The organism is Peribacillus sp. SRI_006 (genome assembly GCF_057586375.1).
Window position 1 is genome coordinate 328699 of sequence record NZ_JBYCZT010000001.1, and the last position, 21544, is coordinate 350242.

Consider the following 21544-nt stretch of genomic DNA (forward strand, 5'->3'; position numbering starts at 1 on the left):
ACTTTATGGTGGAAAAGTGGATATGAAATGACAGAACCTTTACATTTATCAATACGAAGGTGAAAATTCATATGAAAACTGTTATGATTTTACATATCTAGAATAATAAACATCATTTTTTTAGGAGGACCTTCCTTGAATCGTATCCAGAAATTTTTCACTCAAATAAAAGGGCTGTTGGTCCATCGTTTTTTTCAAGTGCTTTTGTTCATCATACTTGGTTTGTTTGCGTATGGTTTAATGTTCTCCAATGTGAAGCCGGAAAGGGTTCAGGTAGAGCTTTTTAAGCCTGCGGAACAAACGATCCGATCAACCAAGACTGTGGAAGATACCTATAAGACGGAACAGGAAAAAGAAGAGATTTCAAAACAGGTGGCGGATGTTTATTCTTTAAAAAAAGAATATGCCAAAAATAAAGTCGATCTGATTTCATCCATTTTCGATTCAGCGATTGAGGTGAATAAAGAAACGGACCCCGATGAAGATCATAAAGAAGATGAGGATAAAAAAGAGACCGTAAAGACGGATGCTCAAAAAGTTTCGATATTAAAAGAAAAATTGACTGATGAAGTGAATAAAAATATCGAGGAATCCGTTTTCCTAGCATTAGTGCAGGCGGATGAAGATGAGTTGAAAATAGCGAAGGATTCGACCATTACGGCAGTGAATAATGTGATGAGTTCCCGAATCGCTGCAAGTGACGTCGAAAATGCCAAGAAAAAAGTTGTAGAGGAATTGGGTTATATGAGCATTAGTGGCGATATGAAAAAAGCCTCCACTTCCCTTGCTCGTACGGCAATCATTCAGAATGTATTTTTCGATAAGGACAAAACCGAGGAACAGCGAAGGAAAGCGGTTGAAAGCGTGGAGCCGATCAGGATCCTTCAAGGCCAGATCATCGTTGAAGAAAATCAGTTAGTGGACAGGGATGTATATAGGCAGCTTGAACTGGCAGGCTTCTTAAATACGGAGTCCACCATTTACCCGTATATCGGCCTGCTGTTATTCATATTCCTGACTTTTGCGGCTTTTTATTATTATTTCTACTATTCCGTTTCCAAAAAGGATAACAAGTACAATCAGTTATTGATCTTCAGTCTTGTCTTTATCCTTTCAATGGCTACCATGAAAACGGTCAGCATTCTGGCAGACCTGAAAAACTCGAACTTGGAATACATTTTTCCGGGTGCCATGGCGGCGATGCTCATCAAGATATTATTGAATGATAGGTTAGCGGTAGCAATGATCATATTGTTAGGTTCGTATGGTACGATTATATTTAATGGTGATACACCTGGAAATCTGGATTTCTCGATGGGGCTTTATATCATTTTCGGGGGATTGACGGCAATCATCATCCTATCCAGGCCCAATTTCAAATCAAAGGTGCTGGTAGCGGGGCTGCTGTTGTCTTTAATCAATATGACATTTGTTTTTTCGCTCATCTTTATTATGGACAGCCATTATACTAGAATGGAGTACTTGTATTATGCTTCTGCTGCCCTAGGTTCTGGAGTGGGTGCAGCCGTTTTGACAATGGGCCTGTTACCGTTTTTCGAGGCTGGTTTCGGGATTTTATCATCGATTAAGCTTATCGAGCTCGCGAATCCCAATCATCCGTTATTGCGGAAGATCTTGATTGAGGCTCCGGGGACATATCATCATAGTGTAATGGTCGCCAATTTGGCGGAATCGGCTTGTGAAGCCATCGGCTCGAATGGCTTGCTGGCAAGGGTCGGCAGTTATTATCATGATATCGGTAAAACGAAGCGGCCGCACTTCTTCATCGAAAATCAGATGAGTGAAGAGAACCCGCATGATCGGCTGCAGCCGGAAACGAGCAGGGATGTCATCATTGCCCATGCCTTAGATGGCGGGGAGATGCTGCGCAGTCACAAATTCCCGAAAGAGATTGTGGATATTGCAGAGCAGCATCATGGGACCACATTATTGAAATTTTTCTATCATAAGGCAAAAAAACAGGATGAGTCCACACTCGAGGCGGCCTACCGATATCCCGGGCCGAGGGCGATAATGAAGGAAGTGGCCGTCATCGGCATAGCCGATAGTGTGGAAGCTGCAGTGAGGTCGATGAAGCACCCAACTCCGGAGAAGATTGAAGAGCTGGTAAGTTTCATCATTCAGGACAGGATTTCTGATGGACAATTTGATGAATGTGACATTACTATGAGAGAATTAAGTATCGTGAAGCATTCCTTATGTGAATCGCTGAATGGTATCTTCCACTCCAGGATTGAATATCCGGAGCCGGATAAATTAGGACAGAAGGTGAAAGAATGATTTTAGCTATCGATTTAATGGATGAAACGAATGAAGTAACGGAGGAAGCTCAGCAGCTTGTTGAAAGCATTCTTCAATTTGCGGCAAGAAAAGAAAACATTGAAAAAGACACCGAGCTGTCTGTTACATTTGTAGACAATGATAGGATTCGGGAAATCAATAAAGAATATCGTCATAAAGATTCAGCTACAGATGTCATTTCTTTTGCGCTTGAAGAAATGGGGGAAGATGAAGTGGAAATTGTCGGAGCGGAAATGCCCCGCATGTTAGGTGATATCATCATTTCCATTGAACGCACGAAAGAACAAGCTGAAGAATATGGTCATTCATTTGACCGGGAACTTGGATTTTTAGCACTGCATGGTTTTCTTCATTTATTGGGATTCGACCATATGAATGAAGAAGATGAAAAAGTGATGTTCACTAAACAAAAGGAGATCTTGGAAGAATATGGACTTTCAAGAGAAGGATAAAAAAAAGTATCCTTTATTAAAAAGTTTCTCTTTCGCCTGTCAGGGAATTTTGGAGGCTGTTCGGACTGAACGCAATATCAAGATCCATTTCGCGTTAACGGCAATCGTCGTATTCTTTGGTTGGCACTTCTCATTGAATGGGATGGAGTGGCTTTTCATTTTGGCGGCCATAGCCGGTACGATTACGTTGGAGCTCGTTAATTCCGCGATTGAAAGGGTAGTGGACCTGGTAACGGACCAAATCCATCCGCTTGCCAAGCAGGCAAAAGATATTGCAGCCGGAGCTGTATTCATATATGCTATATTTTCTATAATAGTTGGATTGATTATCTTTTTGCCTAAGGTTGGCCTGTAGGTTGCCGAAATGGTACTCAATTTGAAAGGAAGATGTGAATTGAATACAAAAGAATTGATTGAGGAAGCTAAAAAAGCAAGGGATAAAGCTTATGTGCCTTACTCCAAGTTTAAGGTGGGGGCAGCCCTTTTAACCGCTGATGGAAAGGTCTATCATGGTTGTAATATAGAAAATGCTGCATACAGCATGTGTAATTGCGCCGAAAGGACAGCTTTATTCAGCGCTTATGCCCATGACGATAAAAAATTCACCAAACTTGCAGTCGTGGCGGATACCGATGGTCCCGTCGCTCCATGCGGGGCATGCAGGCAGGTTATTTCAGAACTGTGCGAAAAGGATATGCCGGTCGTTTTGACCAACTTACATGGGGATATAAAAGAACTAACAGTACAGGAATTGCTTCCAGGAGCTTTTTCACCGGAGGATTTAAATGGATAAACTATTTGACGATACACAAGTAAAAGGTTACAAATCAGGTTTCATTTCAATAATTGGACGACCTAATGTTGGAAAAAGTACATTTCTGAATCGGGTCATCGGCCAGAAAATCGCCATTATGAGTGATAAACCGCAAACTACAAGAAATAAGGTCCAGGGTGTACTTACGCAAAACGATTCACAAATGATTTTCATCGATACACCCGGCATTCATAAACCAAAGCATAAGCTTGGCGACTTCATGATGAAAGTGGCAACGAATACATTGAAGGAAGTCGATTTGATTCTCTTCATGATCAATGCGACTGAAGGATACGGACGCGGGGACGAGTTTATCATCGAAAAACTTCAATCCGTAAAAACGCCTGTTTTCCTGGTCGTAAACAAAATCGATGCGATGCATCCAGATGATTTGCTTCCGATCATTGAAAAATACCAACAGCTTTACCCTTTTGCGGCAGTCGTCCCGATTTCTGCGCTTGAAGGAAATAATGTGGATACTCTGCTTGAACAAATCAAAGAGCATCTGCCTGAAGGTCCCCAGTTCTATCCAGCTGACCAAGTGACCGACCATCCGGAACGTTTTATCATTTCCGAATTGGTCCGCGAGAAGGTACTGCACCTGACACGGGAAGAAATTCCGCATTCAGTGGCTGTTGTCATCGATTCAATTAAAAAGATGGATAATAGCGACACCATCAATGTCATGGCGACTATCGTTGTCGAACGGGATTCACAAAAGGGCATTGTCATCGGAAAGCAAGGGAAAATGCTTAAAGAAGTCGGCAGCCGTGCCAGGGTGGATATCGAAAACCTATTGGGCTCTAAAGTTTTCTTGGAACTGTGGGTGAAGGTACAGAAGGATTGGCGTAACAAAGCAAGCCAGCTTCGCGATTACGGCTTCAATGAAAGCGAGTATTAATTAACAAAATTTACGCGTCATGAAAGTTAGGAAAACGGTCAAGCTAATCATATGGTCGGATATTCATATTGCTAGTTAAAATGAAAGGTGGGCTTTATATGTTGGATTTTACCTGGGAATTATTCACAGAAACAGGTAATGTGGACACCTATTTGCTGTTTAAGGAGATAGAAGTCGAAAGACAGGAAAGACACTTGGGATTGAATGATGAGCTAGCAGAAATTGATTTTCCTGTTTCATAGGTTAGCCTTGGCGAGCATGGGTGGTGTCTTGGTATGCTCCAAAAATGTGAGGGCATTGTCATAAGGCGAACTGCATATGGAGAAAATAACAAAATCATTACTATATATACCCGTGAGCTAGGGAAAATTGGCGTCATGGCGAGAGGGGCCAGTAAACCTAACAGCAGGCTTTCTGCCGTCACACAGCTTTTTTGCTCCGGGTATTTTCTTGTAACCACATCAACCGGACTCGGCAGTCTTCAGCAAGGCGAAATGGTCGATTCACTCCGTTTCATAAGGGAGGATCTTTTTGCCACCGCTTATGCTTCATATATTGTTGAATTGCTTGATAAAAGCGTCGAGGATAAGAAACCGAATCCATATTTGTATGAATTGCTTTCGCAAACCTTGCATTACATAAACGAGGAATATGACGCGGAGGTTTTGACATTCATTTTTGAAATGAAGATGCTGCCCGTCAATGGGATTAACCCAGTGTTGAATCAGTGTGCTGTATGTGGTGAAACGGAAGGGGAATTCTCCTTCTCGCTTCGGGAAGCGGGCTTTATTTGTCACCGCTGTCTGGGGAAAGACCCTTATCATTTTAAAATTTCACCTGCAGCCGTCAAATTGCTTCGGATTTTTTATTATTTAGATTTATCAAGGCTCGGAAACATTTCCGTCAAGCCTGAAACGAAAAAAGAACTGCGGAAGATCATCGATGCATATTATGAGGAATATTCCGGTCTGCTTTTGAAATCAAAAAAGTTCCTGAAACAGATTGATACGATGAAAGATATGTTTTAGGTTCTGACCTATTGACATTCCATGCTAGTTTGTATAAAATTCTAATCATCAAAATAAGAAGATTGCGTTGATGGAAAAGAGTATCTGTCATTCTCCATAAAAAGCGAACCCGGGACGGTGGAAGCCGGGATATGGATTTACAGGGAAGGGCGTTTCCGGAGCATGTTGCTTTGAAAAGAGGCCGTTTTGTAAACGGCAATTAGGGTGGAACCGCGGGTATACTCTCGTCCCTATGCATTTCGCATAGGGACGGGAGTTTTTTGTTTGCCTAAATGTAATGGGTTTCCGACCTTTAATCTAAAAGCCGTTTAAATAACCTGGAGGTGTACGATGAATATTCAAAATATGATTTTAACGTTACAAAAGCATTGGTCTGAGCAAGGCTGCATATTGATGAATGCTTATGATGTCGAGAAAGGGGCAGGAACGATGAGCCCATACACGTTCCTGAGAGCCATTGGACCGGAGCCTTGGAGCGTGGCTTACGTAGAGCCTTCCCGCCGTCCTGCTGACGGTCGTTATGGTGAGAACCCTAATCGACTGTATCAGCATCATCAGTTCCAAGTGATCATGAAGCCGTCTCCTGACAATATCCAAGAGTTGTATTTGGATTCATTACGTGCTTTAGGGATAAATCCGCTCGAGCATGATATTCGCTTTGTGGAGGACAATTGGGAAAATCCATCCCTAGGGTGTGCCGGACTCGGTTGGGAAGTGTGGCTTGATGGAATGGAAATCACGCAATTTACATATTTCCAACAAGTGGGCGGCCTTGAGTGTAAACCGGTTTCCGTGGAAATTACATACGGGATCGAACGTCTCGCCTCTTACATTCAAGATAAGGAAAACGTATTTGACCTAGAATGGACAAATGGATTCACTGTTCGCGATATATTTGGTCAGCCGGAATACGAACATTCGAAATATACGTTCGAAACCTCCGACCTTGACATGCTGTTTCAGCTTTTCACGATGTATGAAAAGGAAGCGCATCGACAAATGGAAGAAGGTCTTGTACATCCTGCATATGATTATGTTTTGAAATGTTCCCATACATTTAACCTTTTGGATGCCAAAGGTGCCATCTCGGTGACGGAAAGAACGGGTTATATTGCCCGGTGCCGTAACTTAGCGCGTAAGGTTGCCAAAACCTTCTATGAAGAGCGGGAAAAATTAGGCTTCCCGATCCTGAAAGTGAAAGGGGAGAATACAAATGAGCAAGCGTGATTTGTTATTGGAGATTGGATTGGAAGAGCTGCCTGCCCGTTTTGTGACAGCATCAATGAAACAGTTGTCAGATAAAGTACAGCGATGGCTTACGGAAAAAGCGATAGAATTCGGGACGGTTGAAGTTTTTTCCACACCAAGACGTTTGGCAGTATTGGTGAAGGACGTGGAAGAATCCCAAAAGGATATCGAAGAAGAGGCAAAAGGTCCGGCCAAAAAAATCGCGTTGGATAGCGAAGGCAACTGGTCTAAAGCAGCATTGGGATTCGTCAGGGGTCAAGGCATGACTTCAGAGGACATATATTTTAAAGAACTCAAGGGTGTTGAATATGTCCATGTGAATAAATTCATAAAAGGACAGCAGACCGTTCAGCTTTTATCTGAGCTTGCTGAAATCATCAGCGGCATGACGTTCCCGAAAAATATGCGCTGGGCCAATCAGGAGCTCCGCTTCGTCCGTCCGATTAAATGGCTGATTGCCTTATTTGGCAATGAAATAGTGCCATTCAGCATTGCTGATGTGGAAACGGGCCGTGAAACAAAAGGACATCGTTTCTTAGGCAATAGCGCCATCATCGAGCAGCCGGAACGGTACGAAGATACGCTGAAAGAACAATTTGTAATGGCAGATCCAGATAAACGCCGGCAAGTTATATTGGATCAGATTAAAGAGCTTGAGCAGGAGAAAGGCTGGATCATCCCTGTCGATGAAGATCTGCTTGAAGAGGTAAATAATTTGGTAGAGTATCCAACGGTGTTATTTGGACATTTTGAAGAAGAATTCCTTGAGCTTCCTGCTGAGGTACTTATCACATCAATGAAGGAACACCAACGTTATTTCCCTGTTAAAGATCAAGAAGGGAACCTGCTTGCTTACTTTGTAACCGTGCGCAACGGCGATGACCGCCATTTGGATAAGGTTTCTAAAGGTAATGAAAAAGTATTGCGTGCCCGCTTATCGGATGCAGCATTTTTCTATAAAGAAGATCAGAAAAAAGAGATTTCGGATGCTTTGAAAAAGCTTGACAGCATCGTTTATCATGAAGAAATCGGTACATTGGCCGAGAAAACTGCCCGGGTAACTGAAGTGACCGGTGCTCTTGCGGATGCTTTGAATTTAAAGGCGGAAAAAGAAATGGCGCTTCGTACAGCGGCAATTGCCAAGTTCGATTTGGTAAGTAATATGGTTTATGAATTCCCTGAATTGCAAGGGTATATGGGTGAAAAATATGCTCTCTTAAAAGGGGAAGCCAAAGAAGTGGCCGCGGCTATCAATGAACATTATATGCCAAGGCATGCGGAGGATGCTGTACCGCCTTCAGTCATTGGCGCGGTTGTGAGTTTGGCTGAAAAAATTGATACATTGTCTTCGTTCTTCGCTATTGGCGTTATCCCGACAGGTTCCCAGGATCCTTACGCATTAAGAAGGCAGGCGAGCGGTGTCGTCCAAATTCTAGCTGAGAAGAAATGGAATATTTCATTAGAGGAGCTTATTGTTTTAGGTCTTAAAGGACCGGAATCAAAAGGTATCTTAAAACGTGATCTTGAAGAAGTTAAAGCGGATATGTTCACATTCTTTAAAGCACGTGTCAAACACATGCTTCAAGAACAGCAAATCCGTTATGATTTGATTGACGCAGTTTTGTTCAATGAGATCGGTTATATCCACTCAATCGTGGAACGTGCACATGTATTGGATGCGAAAAAAGAAGAAGCAGGCTTTAAGGAAAGCCTGGAAGCTTTAAGCCGGGTCATGAACATTGCCGTAAAATGTGACAATCAGGTGACAGTCGACCCTGCTGCCTTTGAAAATGATCAAGAAAATGCGTTATATGTAAAATATCAAAAAGTGGCAATGCGTTATATGGAATCTAAAGATGAGAATGAGCGGTTTGAAGAGCTTGTTTCGCTTCAATCGGAAATAGAGTCATATTTCGAGAATACAATGGTCATGGCAGAGGATGAAGCAATCCGCAACAACCGTTTATCCTTAATGAAGGAAATCAGTGATTTGGTTGCAGGTTTTGCTGCCATGAATAAAATCATCCTTACATGATCGAAAGGATGTATGGAATCGGAAACCCTTTGAATATGGGTTTCCGATTTCTTAAAAAGATAAATGCTCAATAAATAGGACAAAAATGCCCTAATTAAATTATTTAGTATATAATTATTAAATGAATAACTTTTGTTACTTTACTCTGCGAAAGCAGTGGGGTGGTGATTATAATCCAATTGAATAAGCGTCAGGAACAAATTTTACAAATTGTAAAAGAAAACGGACCGATTACTGGAGAACATATTGCGGATAGATTGAACCTTACCAGGGCGACACTTCGCCCGGATTTAGCGATTTTAACGATGGCAGGTTTTCTTGATGCCCGGCCCAGAGTGGGGTATTTCTATACAGGCAGGTCAGGGACACAGCTTTTGACAGATAGCCTTAACCATCTTTATGTACGGGACTACCAATCGATACCTGTCGTCGTTGACGAGGGCATTTCCGTATACGATGCAATCGTCATGATGTTTTTAGAAGATGTCGGAACAATGTTCGTCGTCGATAAGCATGCATTGCTTGTTGGTGTCTTATCAAGGAAAGACTTATTGCGTGCGAGTATTGGGAAACAAGAGCTTAACTCCATTCCAGTCAATATCATCATGACTAGGATGCCCAATATTACAATGTGTTCAAAAGAAGATCTTTTGATTGATGTTGCCAAAAAACTGATTGATAAACAAATCGACTCATTACCGGTCGTCAAAGACACAGAAAAGGGCTATGAAGTAATTGGAAGGATTACAAAAACCAATATTACGAAAGCATTCGTAGCTTTGGCTGATGAAGGCTATTAGGGGGCTTGCAAAAGGAATGACGGAGAATATGAACGGTTCTATTATATATGTTGTATCGGATTCAGTAGGAGAAACAGCGGAATTGGTCACAAAAGCCGCTGCAAGCCAGTTCTCGGGATCTGCTTTTTCCATAAAGAGAATTCCGTATATTGAAGATGAACAAAACGTGGATGAAGTGATATCACTGGCTAAGTTGGATGGGGCAATCATTGCTTATACTCTGGTGAAGCCAGCAATTAGAGCGTATATGAAAGCACAGGTCGAGAAAGAAAACCTGGCTGCTTATGACATTTTAGGGCCGCTCATGGACATCCTTCAGGAAAGGGCTCCAAAAGGGCCGCTTAATGAACCTGGTCTGGTAAGAAAGCTGGATGATGACTATTTCAAGCGTGTGGAAGCCATTGAATTTGCTGTAAAATATGATGATGGACGTGACCCTCGCGGCATTTTACGTGCAGACATCGTCCTTGTGGGTGTTTCACGCACTTCCAAAACGCCATTATCACAATATTTAGCCCACAAACGCTATAAAGTGGCGAACGTACCTTTAGTGCCTGAAGTGGAACCGCCAGAAGAGCTGTTCCTGGTACCTCCTGAAAAATGCATTGGTTTAAAGATCAGCCCGGAAAAGCTGAACCATATTCGTAAAGAACGATTAAAGTCACTTGGGCTCAATGATCATGCCATTTACGCAAATGTGGAGCGCATAAAAGAAGAATTGACATACTTTGATAAAATCATATCAAGGCTGAATTGTCCTATCATTGATGTAACCAATAAAGCTGTTGAAGAAACAGCCAATTTAATCATCAATATCCTTCAAAACAAAAACCGTTGATCCTTAAATTAAGGCAAATCAAAATGTGAGCTAGACACTCTATGTGTCAGCTCACATTTTAATGCCAAGGTCAAATAAGGGATTAATAAGAATAAATTCAAAATAATTACATAAAATTCCTCTTAGTTTCCTCGTGCAAATCCATTGATTTGCATGAAAACACATTCGGGATTTAAATGTTGGCATCTTCTAATCAAATAGACTATAATAAAAAATTGTGAGAAAAAAGTAATCTTAAGGTTTAGACTTAATTAATAAGGAATAAACTAAAGGTTAATGAGATGTCAAGGTTTTTATCATAAAAATAATTCGACATGTTCCGTATAATTCAGGAAGGGCTGGTCTTTTTCAAGGCAAATGAGGTGCTTTCACTTGCATAAACAGGTATTCTTTGAAGGATAATGTTTGCTCTTTTAGAGGGAACGCTTTGAATCATGCTGGAAATTCACCATATCTTCATAAAGTTTAGGGGAGAAAAAGGATTATGCAGAAAGATGTAGAATTAGAAGGTATGAATAATAAACCTACGATACACGTCGATGCCGATGCATGCCCGGTGAAAGACGAAATCCTTCATTGTGCAAGTTTGCACGAAATTGAAGTCTGTTTTGTTGCATCATATAAAAATATGATGAATAACCCTGAAGGTAAATGGGTATATGTCGATGCTGACAAAGAAGCGGCAGATCTTTATATAGTAAACTCAGTAAAAAAGGGTGATATTGTCGTTACTGCAGATATTGGTTTGGCTGGGACACTGCTTCCTAAAAACGTTTATGTCCTTTCGCCAAGGGGAAAAGAATACACGGAAGAGAATATTTTCATGCTTTTGGATATGCGTTATCAGTCGGCGAAACTCCGCAGGCAGGGTAAGCATACGAAAGGGCCGAAAGCATTCACAAAGGAAGATCGTGCATGTTTTACAAATAAACTTATGAAAACATTGTCGAACTTTGCAGGGAATTAGGAAACAGTATCGAATAAGAAACTATCACCAATATTGCAAGGTGGAAAAATGATAAATGGCCGTATAGAAGATGAGAAAATTAATCAAATTCGTGAAGCTGTTGACATTGTTGATTTAATTGGGGAGTATGTCCAGCTGAAGAAGCAGGGGCGCAATTACTTTGGCCTATGTCCTTTTCATGGTGAAAACTCGCCCTCGTTTTCCGTTTCAACGGAAAAACAAATCTTTCACTGTTTCGGTTGCGGGGCAGGCGGAAATATTTTTACCTTCTTAATGGATATAGAAGGCTACAGCTTTGTGGAATCTGCAAAAGTTTTAGCTGAAAAAGGAAATGTTCCTTTGGAAGTTGAAATCAATAAGGATTCCAAGCGTTCCAACATGCCGGCAGGCGCTCAGCAAATGGTTGAAGCCCATGACCTGCTGAGGAAGTTTTATCATCATCTCCTCGTTAATACGAAAGAGGGGCAGGATGCTCTCGAATATTTACTTAAACGAGGGTTTACTGAAGAGACGATAGAAAAGTTCCAAATTGGCTACTCCTTGGATTCATGGGACTTCGTGTCCAAGTTTCTTTTAAAACGCGGGTTTCCAGCGGAATACATGGAGCAGGCAGGGCTTATTATTTTCAGGGAAAAAGACGAGTCATATTTTGACCGTTTCAGAAATAGAGTCATGTTTCCAATTATGGATCATCAAGGAAATACGATTGCGTTTTCAGGAAGAGCAATGGGGGACGATGAGCCCAAATATTTGAATAGTCCTGAAACGCCAATCTTTAATAAAAGTAAAACTTTATATAATTTCCATCATGCAAGACCACACATACGAAAGAAAGAACAAGCAGTCATTTTTGAAGGCTTTGCCGATTGCATTTCAGCAGTTGGCGCAGGTGTGGAGAATGCGGTCGCTACAATGGGCACTGCCCTGACGGACCAGCATATCCAGCTTTTAAAGAGAAATACTGACCAGATACTTATTTGCTACGATTCGGACTCAGCGGGATTGAACGCTGCCAATCGTGCAGTCAATATGCTACAGGACCATGAGTTTTCCGTGAAAGTCGCTCTCATGCCTGATAACCTGGACCCCGATGACTACATAAAGGAATTCGGTGAAAAAAGCTTTGTTTCTGAAGTAATAGGGGCCAGTTTAACCTACATGGCATTCAAAATGCATTATTTGCGTCGAGGGAAAAATGTAAATAATGAAGGAGATCGAATTCAATATATCGAAGAAGTCCTTAAAGAAATTTCGCGATTGCCCAATGCAGTGGAGAGGGATCATTATCTCCGGCAGCTATCCTCTGAATTTTCCCTTTCATTGGATGCGCTGGAACAGCAGCAGCGTCAGGTGTTCTTTACGGAACGCAAGAAGGGGACATTGCCGCAGCCAGCAGCCCAAAAGAAAATGGCCCTGCAATATGAGCATAAGTTAAAACCTGCTCACCATAATGCTGAAACGAAGTTGATTGCCCATATGCTGAAAAGCAGGGATATGACTTTCAAAATTCAGCAGTTGCTTGGGCAAACGGTCTTTCATGTAGATGAACATCAGGCAATCATCACCTATTTATATGCGTTCTATGAAGATGGACATGAACCGGATACAAGCTTTTTCCTTACTTATTTACCGGATCCAAACTTGAGAAGGATCGTTTCGGAAATAGAAATGATGTCAGTGAATGAGGAAGTTACCGATAAAGAACTGACCGATTGTATAAATCAAGTGTTGAAATATGAAAAGTTGTTAAAGATAAAAGAAAAACAAGTTGAAGAAAAAGATGCAGTTAGACGAAGTGATTATGTCACTGCTGCACAAATTGCCATGGAAATCATTAAATTGCGTAAAATGTTGTAGTCGTTTAGGTGTAAGTCCTGGAAGGAGGGGAACTAATGGCTGAAAAACCAGCACGTTCCAAACAAGTTGATAATGAATTTAGCCTTGAACAGGTGAAAGAAAAACTACTAGAGCTAGGTAAAAAACGAGGCTCTTTGACTTTAGAAAAAATCGCTGAAATGATTGGCGGTTTTGAGTTGGATTCCGATCAAATGGATGAGTTCTATGAGGTGTTAGCAGAAAACGGCGTCGAAATACTCACTGATGGTGAGGAAGACGAAGATGAAGATGATCCAGATGAGAAGAAACTTGCAAAAGAAGAAGAGTTTGACTTAAATGATTTAAGTGTTCCTCCTGGCGTGAAAATCAATGACCCAGTACGCATGTATTTAAAGGAAATTGGCCGGGTCGACCTTTTATCGGCAGAAGAGGAAATCTCTTTGGCGACGAGAATTGAAGATGGAGATGAAGAAGCGAAACGCCGTTTGGCAGAAGCTAACCTACGTCTTGTTGTCAGTATCGCCAAGCGTTATGTCGGACGCGGAATGCTTTTCCTTGATTTGATTCAGGAAGGTAATATGGGACTTATCAAAGCTGTGGAAAAATTTGATTACCGCAAGGGATTCAAATTCAGTACGTATGCAACATGGTGGATTCGCCAAGCGATAACCCGTGCCATTGCCGACCAAGCAAGAACGATCCGGATACCGGTGCATATGGTGGAAACCATCAATAAATTGATTCGTGTCCAAAGACAGCTTCTTCAGGATTTAGGACGTGAGCCTTCACCGGAAGAAATTGCGGAGGATATGGACCTGACTCCCGAAAAAGTTCGTGAAATCTTGAAAATAGCTCAGGAGCCTGTTTCATTGGAAACGCCAATAGGTGAAGAAGACGATTCACATTTAGGTGATTTCATTGAAGATCAGGATGCGACTTCCCCATCGGAGCATGCAGCATATGAACTATTGAAAGAACAGCTTGAAGACGTATTGGATACTCTTACTGACCGTGAAGAGAACGTCTTGAGACTCCGCTTTGGACTTGATGATGGCCGTACCCGTACTCTTGAAGAGGTAGGTAAAGTGTTTGGGGTCACCCGCGAGCGTATCCGTCAAATCGAAGCGAAGGCGCTGCGTAAACTGAGACATCCAAGCCGAAGCAAACGATTGAAAGATTTCCTTGAATAGAATATATGCCCTTAACAGAGCCCTCTTTGAATGCCCAGCGTTCGGGAGCGGCTCTTTTTTTCAATTCCGATGTAAAAATATCCTAATCAGAACAATGGTTATCCATTTTTCCATGTAACGGAAAAAGATTTAAAAGCTTAGCCGTTAAAAAGAAGATCATCATGAGGATGTGAGATTCATGGATGAAATGAGAAAGAAAATCATCATTCAAGAAATAAACTCCTGGAGGGAAAGTCGTATGCTTCCGGAGCAATATTGTAATTACCTGCTTGCATTATACGGTCAAGGCGAAATTCCGCCATCAAAATCGAATGAAACCGCGAGCAAAAAAAACGACATCTTTTTCGGGGTGTTAAATGGAACTTTTTTTGCATTTATTGTATTTTTGAATTATTTTACTGAAATAACCATAAGAATGCAAATGCTTATGACAACAATTTCAATACTTGTCTTTGGGCTGGCAGTCCGCCGCTTAAAAGGCAGGAAAATCATTTTTCAGGTGGCGTTGATGGGGATGGTACTATCATTGCTTTTATTAACTGTCAGTTTGGCGGAATTCATGGCACCCGGCAAAGCGGGTATCCTTTATATTTTCTTATTCATTAATTGCGGACTCTGGATTTTATTGGGCTATAAGCTGAAGCTGATCCATAGCGGGAAGCCTTTGAGCACTGGTCACTCTTTACTTTTTAATAATATAATTCAAGGACACTCCAGCGGTTTTAAATAATGATTTTTGGGTATTATGAAACATATGTAAGAAAAAGTAAAAATGTTTGGAAATATACATAAGTTTTTGACAATTTTAAGAAATTATATAATATCTTCTATTTTTGGGCTTTTACTTGAAACTCTTTTCAAGTAAAATAATATATAGCTGTTTGTATATAATATTAAATATGGTAAGTTTAGGTTCTACATAGGGGAGGAAATACTATGAAGCGCAATCCAGTAATGCCTTTTATTATTATCATGGTTTTTGGTATTGGACTTATGTTTTTACTTTCGTTTAAAGGTTTGGGTGATGCCAAAGATCTTGCCAAGGAAAAAGAGGGCGGCGAAAAGACAGAAGAAACAGAAAATGCCTCAGCATCACCTGAGGACATTTATAAGCAAAACTGTATCTCTTGTCATGGTGACGCCTATCAAGGCGGTGTCGGGCCTGCTCTAAAAGGAGTTGGCGATCGCCTTTCGGTGGACGAGGTTAAAAACGTAATCACTAATGGACGAGGTGCAATGCCACCAGGTTTAGTCGAAGAACAGAACATTGACGCCATGGCCAAATATATTCATGGACTGAAATAATTCATGAAACTGACTCAAGAAATCGTTGGAAAGCGAACTTTTTGAGTCAGTTTTTCATTTGTTCAGAAAAGGAAGAATCCAGATTGCAGTTTTTCTTTTGCCCATTAGAAAGAACCCTATTTCTCCTTTCTGTAATTTTTCGATTGAACTTGGTATAATCGAATGGGAAAGTAATTATAGCAAGACATTATTTGAATTAAGAGAGTTGATAAATATGAATCATGAAAAACTATCGATGAGATTAGAACGTGTTGCCATACATATACCAAAAGGAAGCATCCTGGCAGACATAGGATCAGACCATGCTTACTTGCCGTGCTATGCGGTGACTAACGGCTTGTGTGCCAGCGCCATAGCAGGTGAGGTTGTAGAAGGACCCTATCAGTCAGCACGCAAGCAAGTGGCAATGACGGGTCTTGGAGACAAGATAGAGGTCCGTAAAGGAGATGGGCTTGAAGTATTGAATCCCGATGAAGCGACATGCATTACGATTGCAGGCATGGGAGGGACTTTAATATCAAGTATATTGGAAAGCGGAAAAGCGAAACTCGGCAAGGCAGAAAGGCTAATCCTTCAGCCTAATGTCGGTGCAGCGAATGTTCGCAGCTGGCTGATCGAAAACGGCTGGGAGCTTTGTGGAGAGGAGATCCTTGAGGAAGATGGGAAGATCTATGAGATCTTAATTGCCAAAAAAGGAGACCCGCTCCGCCCTTATGGTGTAAACAAGCAAACGGGCCTCACTTTCGGTCCATTCTTAAGAGAGCAATTCAGTGATATTTTCATAAAAAAATGGCAGCTTGAGAAAAAACATTTGGAGAGAATCATCGAACAATTGGATGAAAGCGGAAGAAGCGGACTGGAAACGAAGCGCAATGAATTGAAATCCCAAATTTCGGTAATCGAGGAGGTGCTTAAAGGTTGAAGACAGTGAATGGTCACAAAATCATTGAGATGTTTGAACAATTCTCCCCAAAGCATTATGCAATGGAGGGAGATCCAATCGGGCTGCATGTCGGGCAGCTAAATAAGCCGGTTACTAAAGTGCTGATTGCCCTTGATGTGCTGGAAGAGGTTGTAGACGAAGCGATCGAACATGGCGTGGAATTGATCATTGCCCACCATCCGTTAATTTACCGACCATTGAAAAGGATCGATACAAACACAGCTGGAGGCCGCATCATCGAAAAGCTGATCAAACATGATATCGCTGTTTATGCTGCACATACCAATTTGGATGTTGCTAAGGGCGGAGTGAATGATTTACTTGCCGAAGCACTTCAATTGCAGGACACAGAGGTATTGATTCCAACCTATGAGACAGCTCTTAAGAAATTGGTCGTATATGTTCCAAAGACCGACGAACAAAAGGTGAGGGAAGCCCTGGGCAAGGCGGGGGCCGGAGCGATCGGGAACTACAGCAATTGTTCGTTTTCGGGGGAAGGTACCGGACGCTTCTTGCCAGGTGAAGGCAGTGAACCGGTTATCGGCTCTGAAGGAAGGCTTGAAGAAGTAGCTGAAATGCGGATTGAAACGATATTCCCGGAAAATATCGAGAAGAAAGTATTAGCTGCGATGATTAAAGCCCATCCATATGAAGAGGTTGCTCACGATATATATAAACTGGAGAATAAAGGGGAGTCACTTGGCTTAGGAAAGATTGGTGTACTTGCCGAAGAAATGACGCTTGAACAATTTTCCGAACATGTGAAGCGGACACTCGATGTTGAAAAGGTGCGTGTCGTGGGAGATCTGCAAAGTCCGATAAAAAAAGTGGCCGTGTTGGGCGGAGACGGCAATAAATACTTTACGACAGCAAAATTCAAGGGTGCCGATGTTTACGTTACAGGTGATATGTATTACCATACAGCCCATGACGCGATGATGATTGGACTGAATATCGTCGATCCCGGCCACAATGTTGAAAAGGTGATGAAAAAAGGGGTGGCACGATTCCTTGAAAAAACGTGCCGCGAAAAGAACTTTGATGTGGAATTCATTCCATCCAGGCTGAATACAGACCCATTCCGCTTTATTTGATAACACGAAAAAGGCAGCCTTAGTGGCTGCCTTTGTATTTGTGCAATCATTTCTTCACTTTAATTTTAGGTAAAATTTTATGCAATGGCGTTTTCTTTTCGGTATTCCAAGTGGATTCATCATTTTCTTCATATTGTTCTAGAAATGCGATAACTTCCTTCGTGATAGGAGTTGGTGTAGAAGCCCCCGAAGTGACGGCAACCGTTTCTGCATCTTTTAGCCATTCAAGGTTCAGCTCGGAAATGTCAGCGATTCGATAAGCTCTCGTCCCGGCAATCTCTTGGGACACTTGTGCAAGACGGTTTGAATTATTACTCTTAGGATCTCCGACAACGATTAAAACATCAGCTTCGCCAGCTTGCTCGGCAACGGCTTCTTGGCGAACTTGTGTCGCTAAGCAAATTTCCTTATGGACTTCGGCATGTGGGAACTTTTCCTTGACCTTATCCATGATATCCAAAACATCCCATTGGCTCATCGTTGTTTGATTGGTGACGATGATCTTATCACTATTCAAAGTCAAGGCTTCCACATCTTCATCCTTTTGAACCAGGTGAACGACATCGGGAGCAACTCCGACAGCACCCTCAGGTTCCGGATGGCCTTTTTTGCCAATATAAATGATTTGATAGCCTTCCGCTTGTTTTTCCCGAATTAAGTCATGTGTTGCGGTAACATCGGGACATGTTGCATCAAGCGTCACAAGCCCTTTTTTCTCAGCGATCTTCCTGATCTCAGGCGAAACGCCGTGAGCAGTAAAGATGACGGTTCCGCTGTCCACCTGTTCGATGATATCGTTGCGGTTGCTGCCGTCCAACGTGATGATGCCTTCTTCTTCAAACGCATCCGTCACATGTTTGTTATGCACGATCATTCCTAAAATGTAAATGGGACGTGGCAAGGTTTTATCTAAAGCCGCATTTCGGGCGATGACCATGGCATCGACAACGCCATAACAATAGCCGCGCGGGGAAATTTTAATCACTTTCATCTATGTGTCCTCCTTCAAGGCAAGAAACTCTCACTTTTTATACCTTTCTATTATATAAGACCATAGATGATATTACAAAACATCATATTTACATAAAATCAGTTATTGGTAATTTTTTTGTAGCCTTTAAATATAAAGCTTGGGACCTGAAGATCTCTTCCTTTTGGTTTCGGGACGAACTGGCGCAGTGGGGTTAGCTTCTATAGCTTTTTCTTTTTTCTTCGAAACCGTTTTTACTTCACTGTTTTCTTGTGCCTCAACCGCGGGCCCGCTTTCAACGGAAGCTCCGTCGTCCTTGGTCTCATCGGCTGATGATATGCTTCGGAAAACTTTCCACATGGAAGGCAGGTTTTTAATCACTGGACCGTATTGTTCCACCATAGGCGTGAATTGTTCCGCCGCTTGCAACACCTTTTGCGTGTTGGAAAGCATATTATTAAGGGAATCGGGGTTTTTTAATGTTTCTAAGATACCGCCTCCGCTCCTTCTTGAAGAACTTTGGTTAGTGGAACCCGCTGGCGCAAACAAATTCGGAGAAGCTGCTTTTTGTTTCGACTTACCGAGTATTTTTGACAATAACCCTTCTTTCTTTGCTGGCGGCATTTCCTGCCGCTGCTGTTGGTTGAATGGGCCGTGGAAACCTTGAGGTCCCTGTGGTACCTGCGGTCTGTTTGGAATCATCGGACGCTGCATCTGCTGATAAGGATGGGGAATTTGCGGTGACTGCCTGAATGGAGCAGGGGGCTGCTGCCTCCTTCGGCCATTGGGTGGCGGAAAAGCGGGTCCGGGTTGACGATTTCTATTTGGGAACATAGGTTTCACCTCCTAAGAATATTATATGCTGGTGTAATCTTCTATATAAATTATGCAACTCGACAAAAAAGGTTTGAGGAAAGAGTGACTGGGCAGTTGTGAAGTAACCGGAAAGAAGGTAAGATGGTAACGGTAGTCTTTTAGCTCCATGTCTGCGGGGGATACGCTATGACCAGGACAGGGGCTTTTCGTTTGCAAGAGTCCATTTTAAGAGAACTAACCTCAGCGCATGCGCTTTTGTGATTAGAATGGGGGTATATTGGAAAAGGTGGATGACCTGCCCGTTATGGGACAATCCCTATTTTCTTCAAGAGCAACCCAGGCGCTTGCGCTTTTTGTGTAATCCAGCTTCAGCGCCTAGCTCGATGTGAAAAAGAGGATTGCCCTCACAAGGCAAAAAGCGCCTTATGGGACAATCCCTATTTTCTTCACGAGCAACCCAGGCGCTTGCGCTTTTTGTGTAATCCAGCTTCAGCGCCTAGCTCGATGTGAAAAAGAGGATTGCCCTCACAAGGCAAAAAGCGCCTTATGTGGCAATCCCTATTTTCTTCACGAGCAACCCAGGCGCTTGCGCTTTTTGTGTAAAATTTATTATAATAACAGGACATGTCTTATGACTGACAGGATAAAGGGGTTTTTTGATGAAACAAAATCAATTTGAACGATTTAATTTGAAAAGCTACATTCTAGATGCGGTTCGTACTTTAGGGTTCGATAAGCCGACGGAAATTCAAGAGCGCGTGCTTCCGTCGCTTTTAAAGGGAAGTAGCTTAATTGGACAGTCGCAGACAGGTACAGGAAAGACACATTCCTATTTGCTGCCGATCATGAACAGGCTTGATGCTGGTAAAAATGAGGTTCAAGCGATTATTTCCGCACCAACCCGTGAGTTAGCGAACCAAATCTACAAAGAAGCTTTGAAAATTGCTGACCATTTCCCTGAGGATGAGCAGATTCAAGTCCGTTGTTTCATCGGTGGTACTGATAAACAGCGAATGATCGATAAATTGAAGACACAGCCGCAATTGGTAATTGGTACGCCGGGCCGGATCAAGGACTTGGTTGAAGCCCAGGCATTACAGGTGTATACAGCAAAAATGCTTGTAGTCGATGAAGCGGATCTTATGCTAGATATGGGATTCATAGAAGATGTCGATTTATTTGCATCACGTATGGCTGAAAAAATTCAAATGCTTGTCTTTTCGGCAACCATCCCAGAAAAATTGAAGCCGTTTTTGAATAAATATATGGAGAATCCAAAGTATGTTCAGGTGAATCCCAAGCAGGCGACCGCTTCGAAAATCGAACATGTTCTCGTACCGCTTCGCCACCGGAACAAAGAGCAGTTGCTTCATGACATCATCGTTCGTTATAATCCATATTTGGCGATCATTTTCACGAACACAAAGAAAATGGCGGACCATGTGGCTAATTCCTTGATCGAAAAAGGGTTGAATGTCGGCCGAATTCATGGGGATTTAACGCCTCGTGAGCGTAAAAAAATGATGAAGCAAATCAATGATTTGGAGTATCAATTCATCGTTGCGACTGATCTGGCTTCCCGTGGAATCGATATTGAAGGTGTAAGTCATATCATTAACTATGAATTGCCTTCAGATTTGGATTTTTATATCCATAGGACGGGCAGGACGGCTCGTGCAGGATATTCAGGCATTGCCACTACCATTTACGATACTTCCGATGAAGATGCATTGAACCGCCTTGAAAAAATGGGCATCGAGTTCCGTGATGCCGATATCCAAAACGGTGATTGGGTTGATATCGACGAACGTAATAAACGGAAAAACCGTAAAAAACAAAAATCTGATATCGATGTTAAAGCGAGCAGGCACATTAAGAAGCCAACTAAAGTCAAGCCAGGATACAAGAAGAAAATTCAACGAGATGTGGAAAACTTTAAAAAACGCGAACGTCGTATACAGAGAAAGAAATAGGGGAGAAATCAG

General features: G+C 42.1%; 21 protein-coding genes and 1 other annotated feature. Of the genes, 19 read left to right on the forward strand and 2 right to left on the reverse strand.

What is annotated here, in order from left to right:
* Positions 1-135: 135 nt before the first annotated feature.
* The 18 genes from AC2YHV_RS01570 to AC2YHV_RS01655 all read left to right on the forward strand — a co-directional run bounded on the left by AC2YHV_RS01570 (position 136) and on the right by AC2YHV_RS01655 (position 17773).
* Positions 136-2301, forward strand: a complete 2166-nt coding sequence (locus AC2YHV_RS01570) for an HD family phosphohydrolase (RefSeq protein WP_187049757.1) — start codon at positions 136-138, stop codon at positions 2299-2301.
* Positions 2298-2774 (forward strand): rRNA maturation RNase YbeY, encoded by a 477-nt coding sequence (gene ybeY / locus AC2YHV_RS01575; protein ID WP_034308501.1) that lies wholly within the window; start codon positions 2298-2300, stop codon positions 2772-2774. Before AC2YHV_RS01570 ends, ybeY begins: the two co-directional genes overlap by 4 nt.
* Positions 2752-3129, forward strand: coding sequence for a diacylglycerol kinase family protein (locus tag AC2YHV_RS01580; protein WP_034308499.1), 378 nt, complete (start codon positions 2752-2754; stop codon positions 3127-3129). Before ybeY ends, AC2YHV_RS01580 begins: the two co-directional genes overlap by 23 nt.
* 39 nt (positions 3130-3168) lie before the next feature.
* Positions 3169-3567, forward strand: a complete 399-nt coding sequence (locus tag AC2YHV_RS01585) for a cytidine deaminase (protein WP_048685709.1) — start codon at positions 3169-3171, stop codon at positions 3565-3567.
* Complete coding sequence (gene era / locus AC2YHV_RS01590; RefSeq protein ID WP_034308493.1) at positions 3560-4489, forward strand: GTPase Era; 930 nt, start codon at positions 3560-3562, stop codon at positions 4487-4489. Before AC2YHV_RS01585 ends, era begins: the two co-directional genes overlap by 8 nt.
* A gap of 98 nt (positions 4490-4587) precedes the next feature.
* The gene (locus tag AC2YHV_RS01595) at positions 4588-4731 is read left to right on the forward strand and encodes a YqzL family protein (RefSeq protein WP_065310843.1); all 144 of its coding nucleotides are present in this window, start codon (positions 4588-4590) and stop codon (positions 4729-4731) included.
* Between the two features lie 33 nt (positions 4732-4764).
* A complete protein-coding gene (gene recO / locus AC2YHV_RS01600) occupies positions 4765-5517 on the forward strand; it encodes a DNA repair protein RecO (RefSeq protein ID WP_034308490.1) in 753 nt (250 codons plus the stop codon).
* Between the two features lie 58 nt (positions 5518-5575).
* Positions 5576-5752, forward strand: a binding site (T-box leader).
* A 95-nt stretch (positions 5753-5847) separates the two neighbouring features.
* A complete protein-coding gene (glyQ, locus tag AC2YHV_RS01605; protein WP_054400193.1) occupies positions 5848-6744 on the forward strand; it encodes a glycine--tRNA ligase subunit alpha in 897 nt (298 codons plus the stop codon).
* The gene (gene glyS, locus AC2YHV_RS01610) at positions 6731-8800 is read left to right on the forward strand and encodes a glycine--tRNA ligase subunit beta (RefSeq protein ID WP_487372469.1); all 2070 of its coding nucleotides are present in this window, start codon (positions 6731-6733) and stop codon (positions 8798-8800) included. The genes glyQ and glyS overlap by 14 nt, the downstream gene beginning before the upstream one ends.
* 161 nt (positions 8801-8961) lie before the next feature.
* Complete coding sequence (gene ccpN / locus AC2YHV_RS01615) at positions 8962-9600, forward strand: transcriptional regulator CcpN (RefSeq protein WP_034308483.1); 639 nt, start codon at positions 8962-8964, stop codon at positions 9598-9600.
* A 28-nt stretch (positions 9601-9628) separates the two neighbouring features.
* On the forward strand, positions 9629-10438 hold the full coding sequence (locus AC2YHV_RS01620) for a pyruvate, water dikinase regulatory protein (protein ID WP_034311346.1): 810 nt from the start codon (positions 9629-9631) through the stop codon (positions 10436-10438).
* A 511-nt stretch (positions 10439-10949) separates the two neighbouring features.
* Positions 10950-11405 (forward strand): YaiI/YqxD family protein, encoded by a 456-nt coding sequence (locus tag AC2YHV_RS01625; RefSeq protein ID WP_034311344.1) that lies wholly within the window; start codon positions 10950-10952, stop codon positions 11403-11405.
* 51 nt (positions 11406-11456) lie between these two features.
* Positions 11457-13262: a DNA primase gene (gene dnaG, locus AC2YHV_RS01630; RefSeq protein ID WP_095389827.1), complete on the forward strand. Its 1806-nt coding sequence runs from the start codon at positions 11457-11459 to the stop codon at positions 13260-13262.
* Between the two features lie 35 nt (positions 13263-13297).
* Complete coding sequence (gene rpoD / locus AC2YHV_RS01635; RefSeq protein WP_034308477.1) at positions 13298-14431, forward strand: RNA polymerase sigma factor RpoD; 1134 nt, start codon at positions 13298-13300, stop codon at positions 14429-14431.
* Between the two features lie 178 nt (positions 14432-14609).
* On the forward strand, positions 14610-15161 hold the full coding sequence (locus tag AC2YHV_RS01640) for a hypothetical protein (RefSeq protein ID WP_487372470.1): 552 nt from the start codon (positions 14610-14612) through the stop codon (positions 15159-15161).
* 206 nt (positions 15162-15367) lie between these two features.
* Entirely contained in the window at positions 15368-15736 is a 369-nt protein-coding gene (gene cccA / locus AC2YHV_RS01645) for a cytochrome c550 (protein ID WP_328145143.1), read from the forward strand.
* A 214-nt stretch (positions 15737-15950) separates the two neighbouring features.
* Complete coding sequence (locus AC2YHV_RS01650) at positions 15951-16658, forward strand: tRNA (adenine(22)-N(1))-methyltransferase (protein WP_057278884.1); 708 nt, start codon at positions 15951-15953, stop codon at positions 16656-16658.
* On the forward strand, positions 16655-17773 hold the full coding sequence (locus tag AC2YHV_RS01655; protein ID WP_098865759.1) for a Nif3-like dinuclear metal center hexameric protein: 1119 nt from the start codon (positions 16655-16657) through the stop codon (positions 17771-17773). The genes AC2YHV_RS01650 and AC2YHV_RS01655 overlap by 4 nt, the downstream gene beginning before the upstream one ends.
* 46 nt (positions 17774-17819) lie before the next feature.
* On the opposite strand, the gene AC2YHV_RS01660 is transcribed toward AC2YHV_RS01655, so the two are convergent.
* Both AC2YHV_RS01660 and vrrA read right to left on the reverse strand, forming a co-directional pair.
* Entirely contained in the window at positions 17820-18764 is a 945-nt protein-coding gene (locus tag AC2YHV_RS01660; protein ID WP_141994477.1) for a 4-hydroxy-3-methylbut-2-enyl diphosphate reductase, read from the reverse strand.
* A 126-nt stretch (positions 18765-18890) separates the two neighbouring features.
* A complete protein-coding gene (gene vrrA / locus AC2YHV_RS01665; protein WP_487372471.1) occupies positions 18891-19577 on the reverse strand; it encodes a VrrA/YqfQ family protein in 687 nt (228 codons plus the stop codon).
* Between the two features lie 641 nt (positions 19578-20218).
* On the opposite strand from vrrA, the gene AC2YHV_RS01670 reads away from it, so the two are divergent.
* Positions 20219-21532, forward strand: coding sequence for a DEAD/DEAH box helicase (locus AC2YHV_RS01670; protein WP_034308462.1), 1314 nt, complete (start codon positions 20219-20221; stop codon positions 21530-21532).
* Positions 21533-21544: the final 12 nt, after the last annotated feature.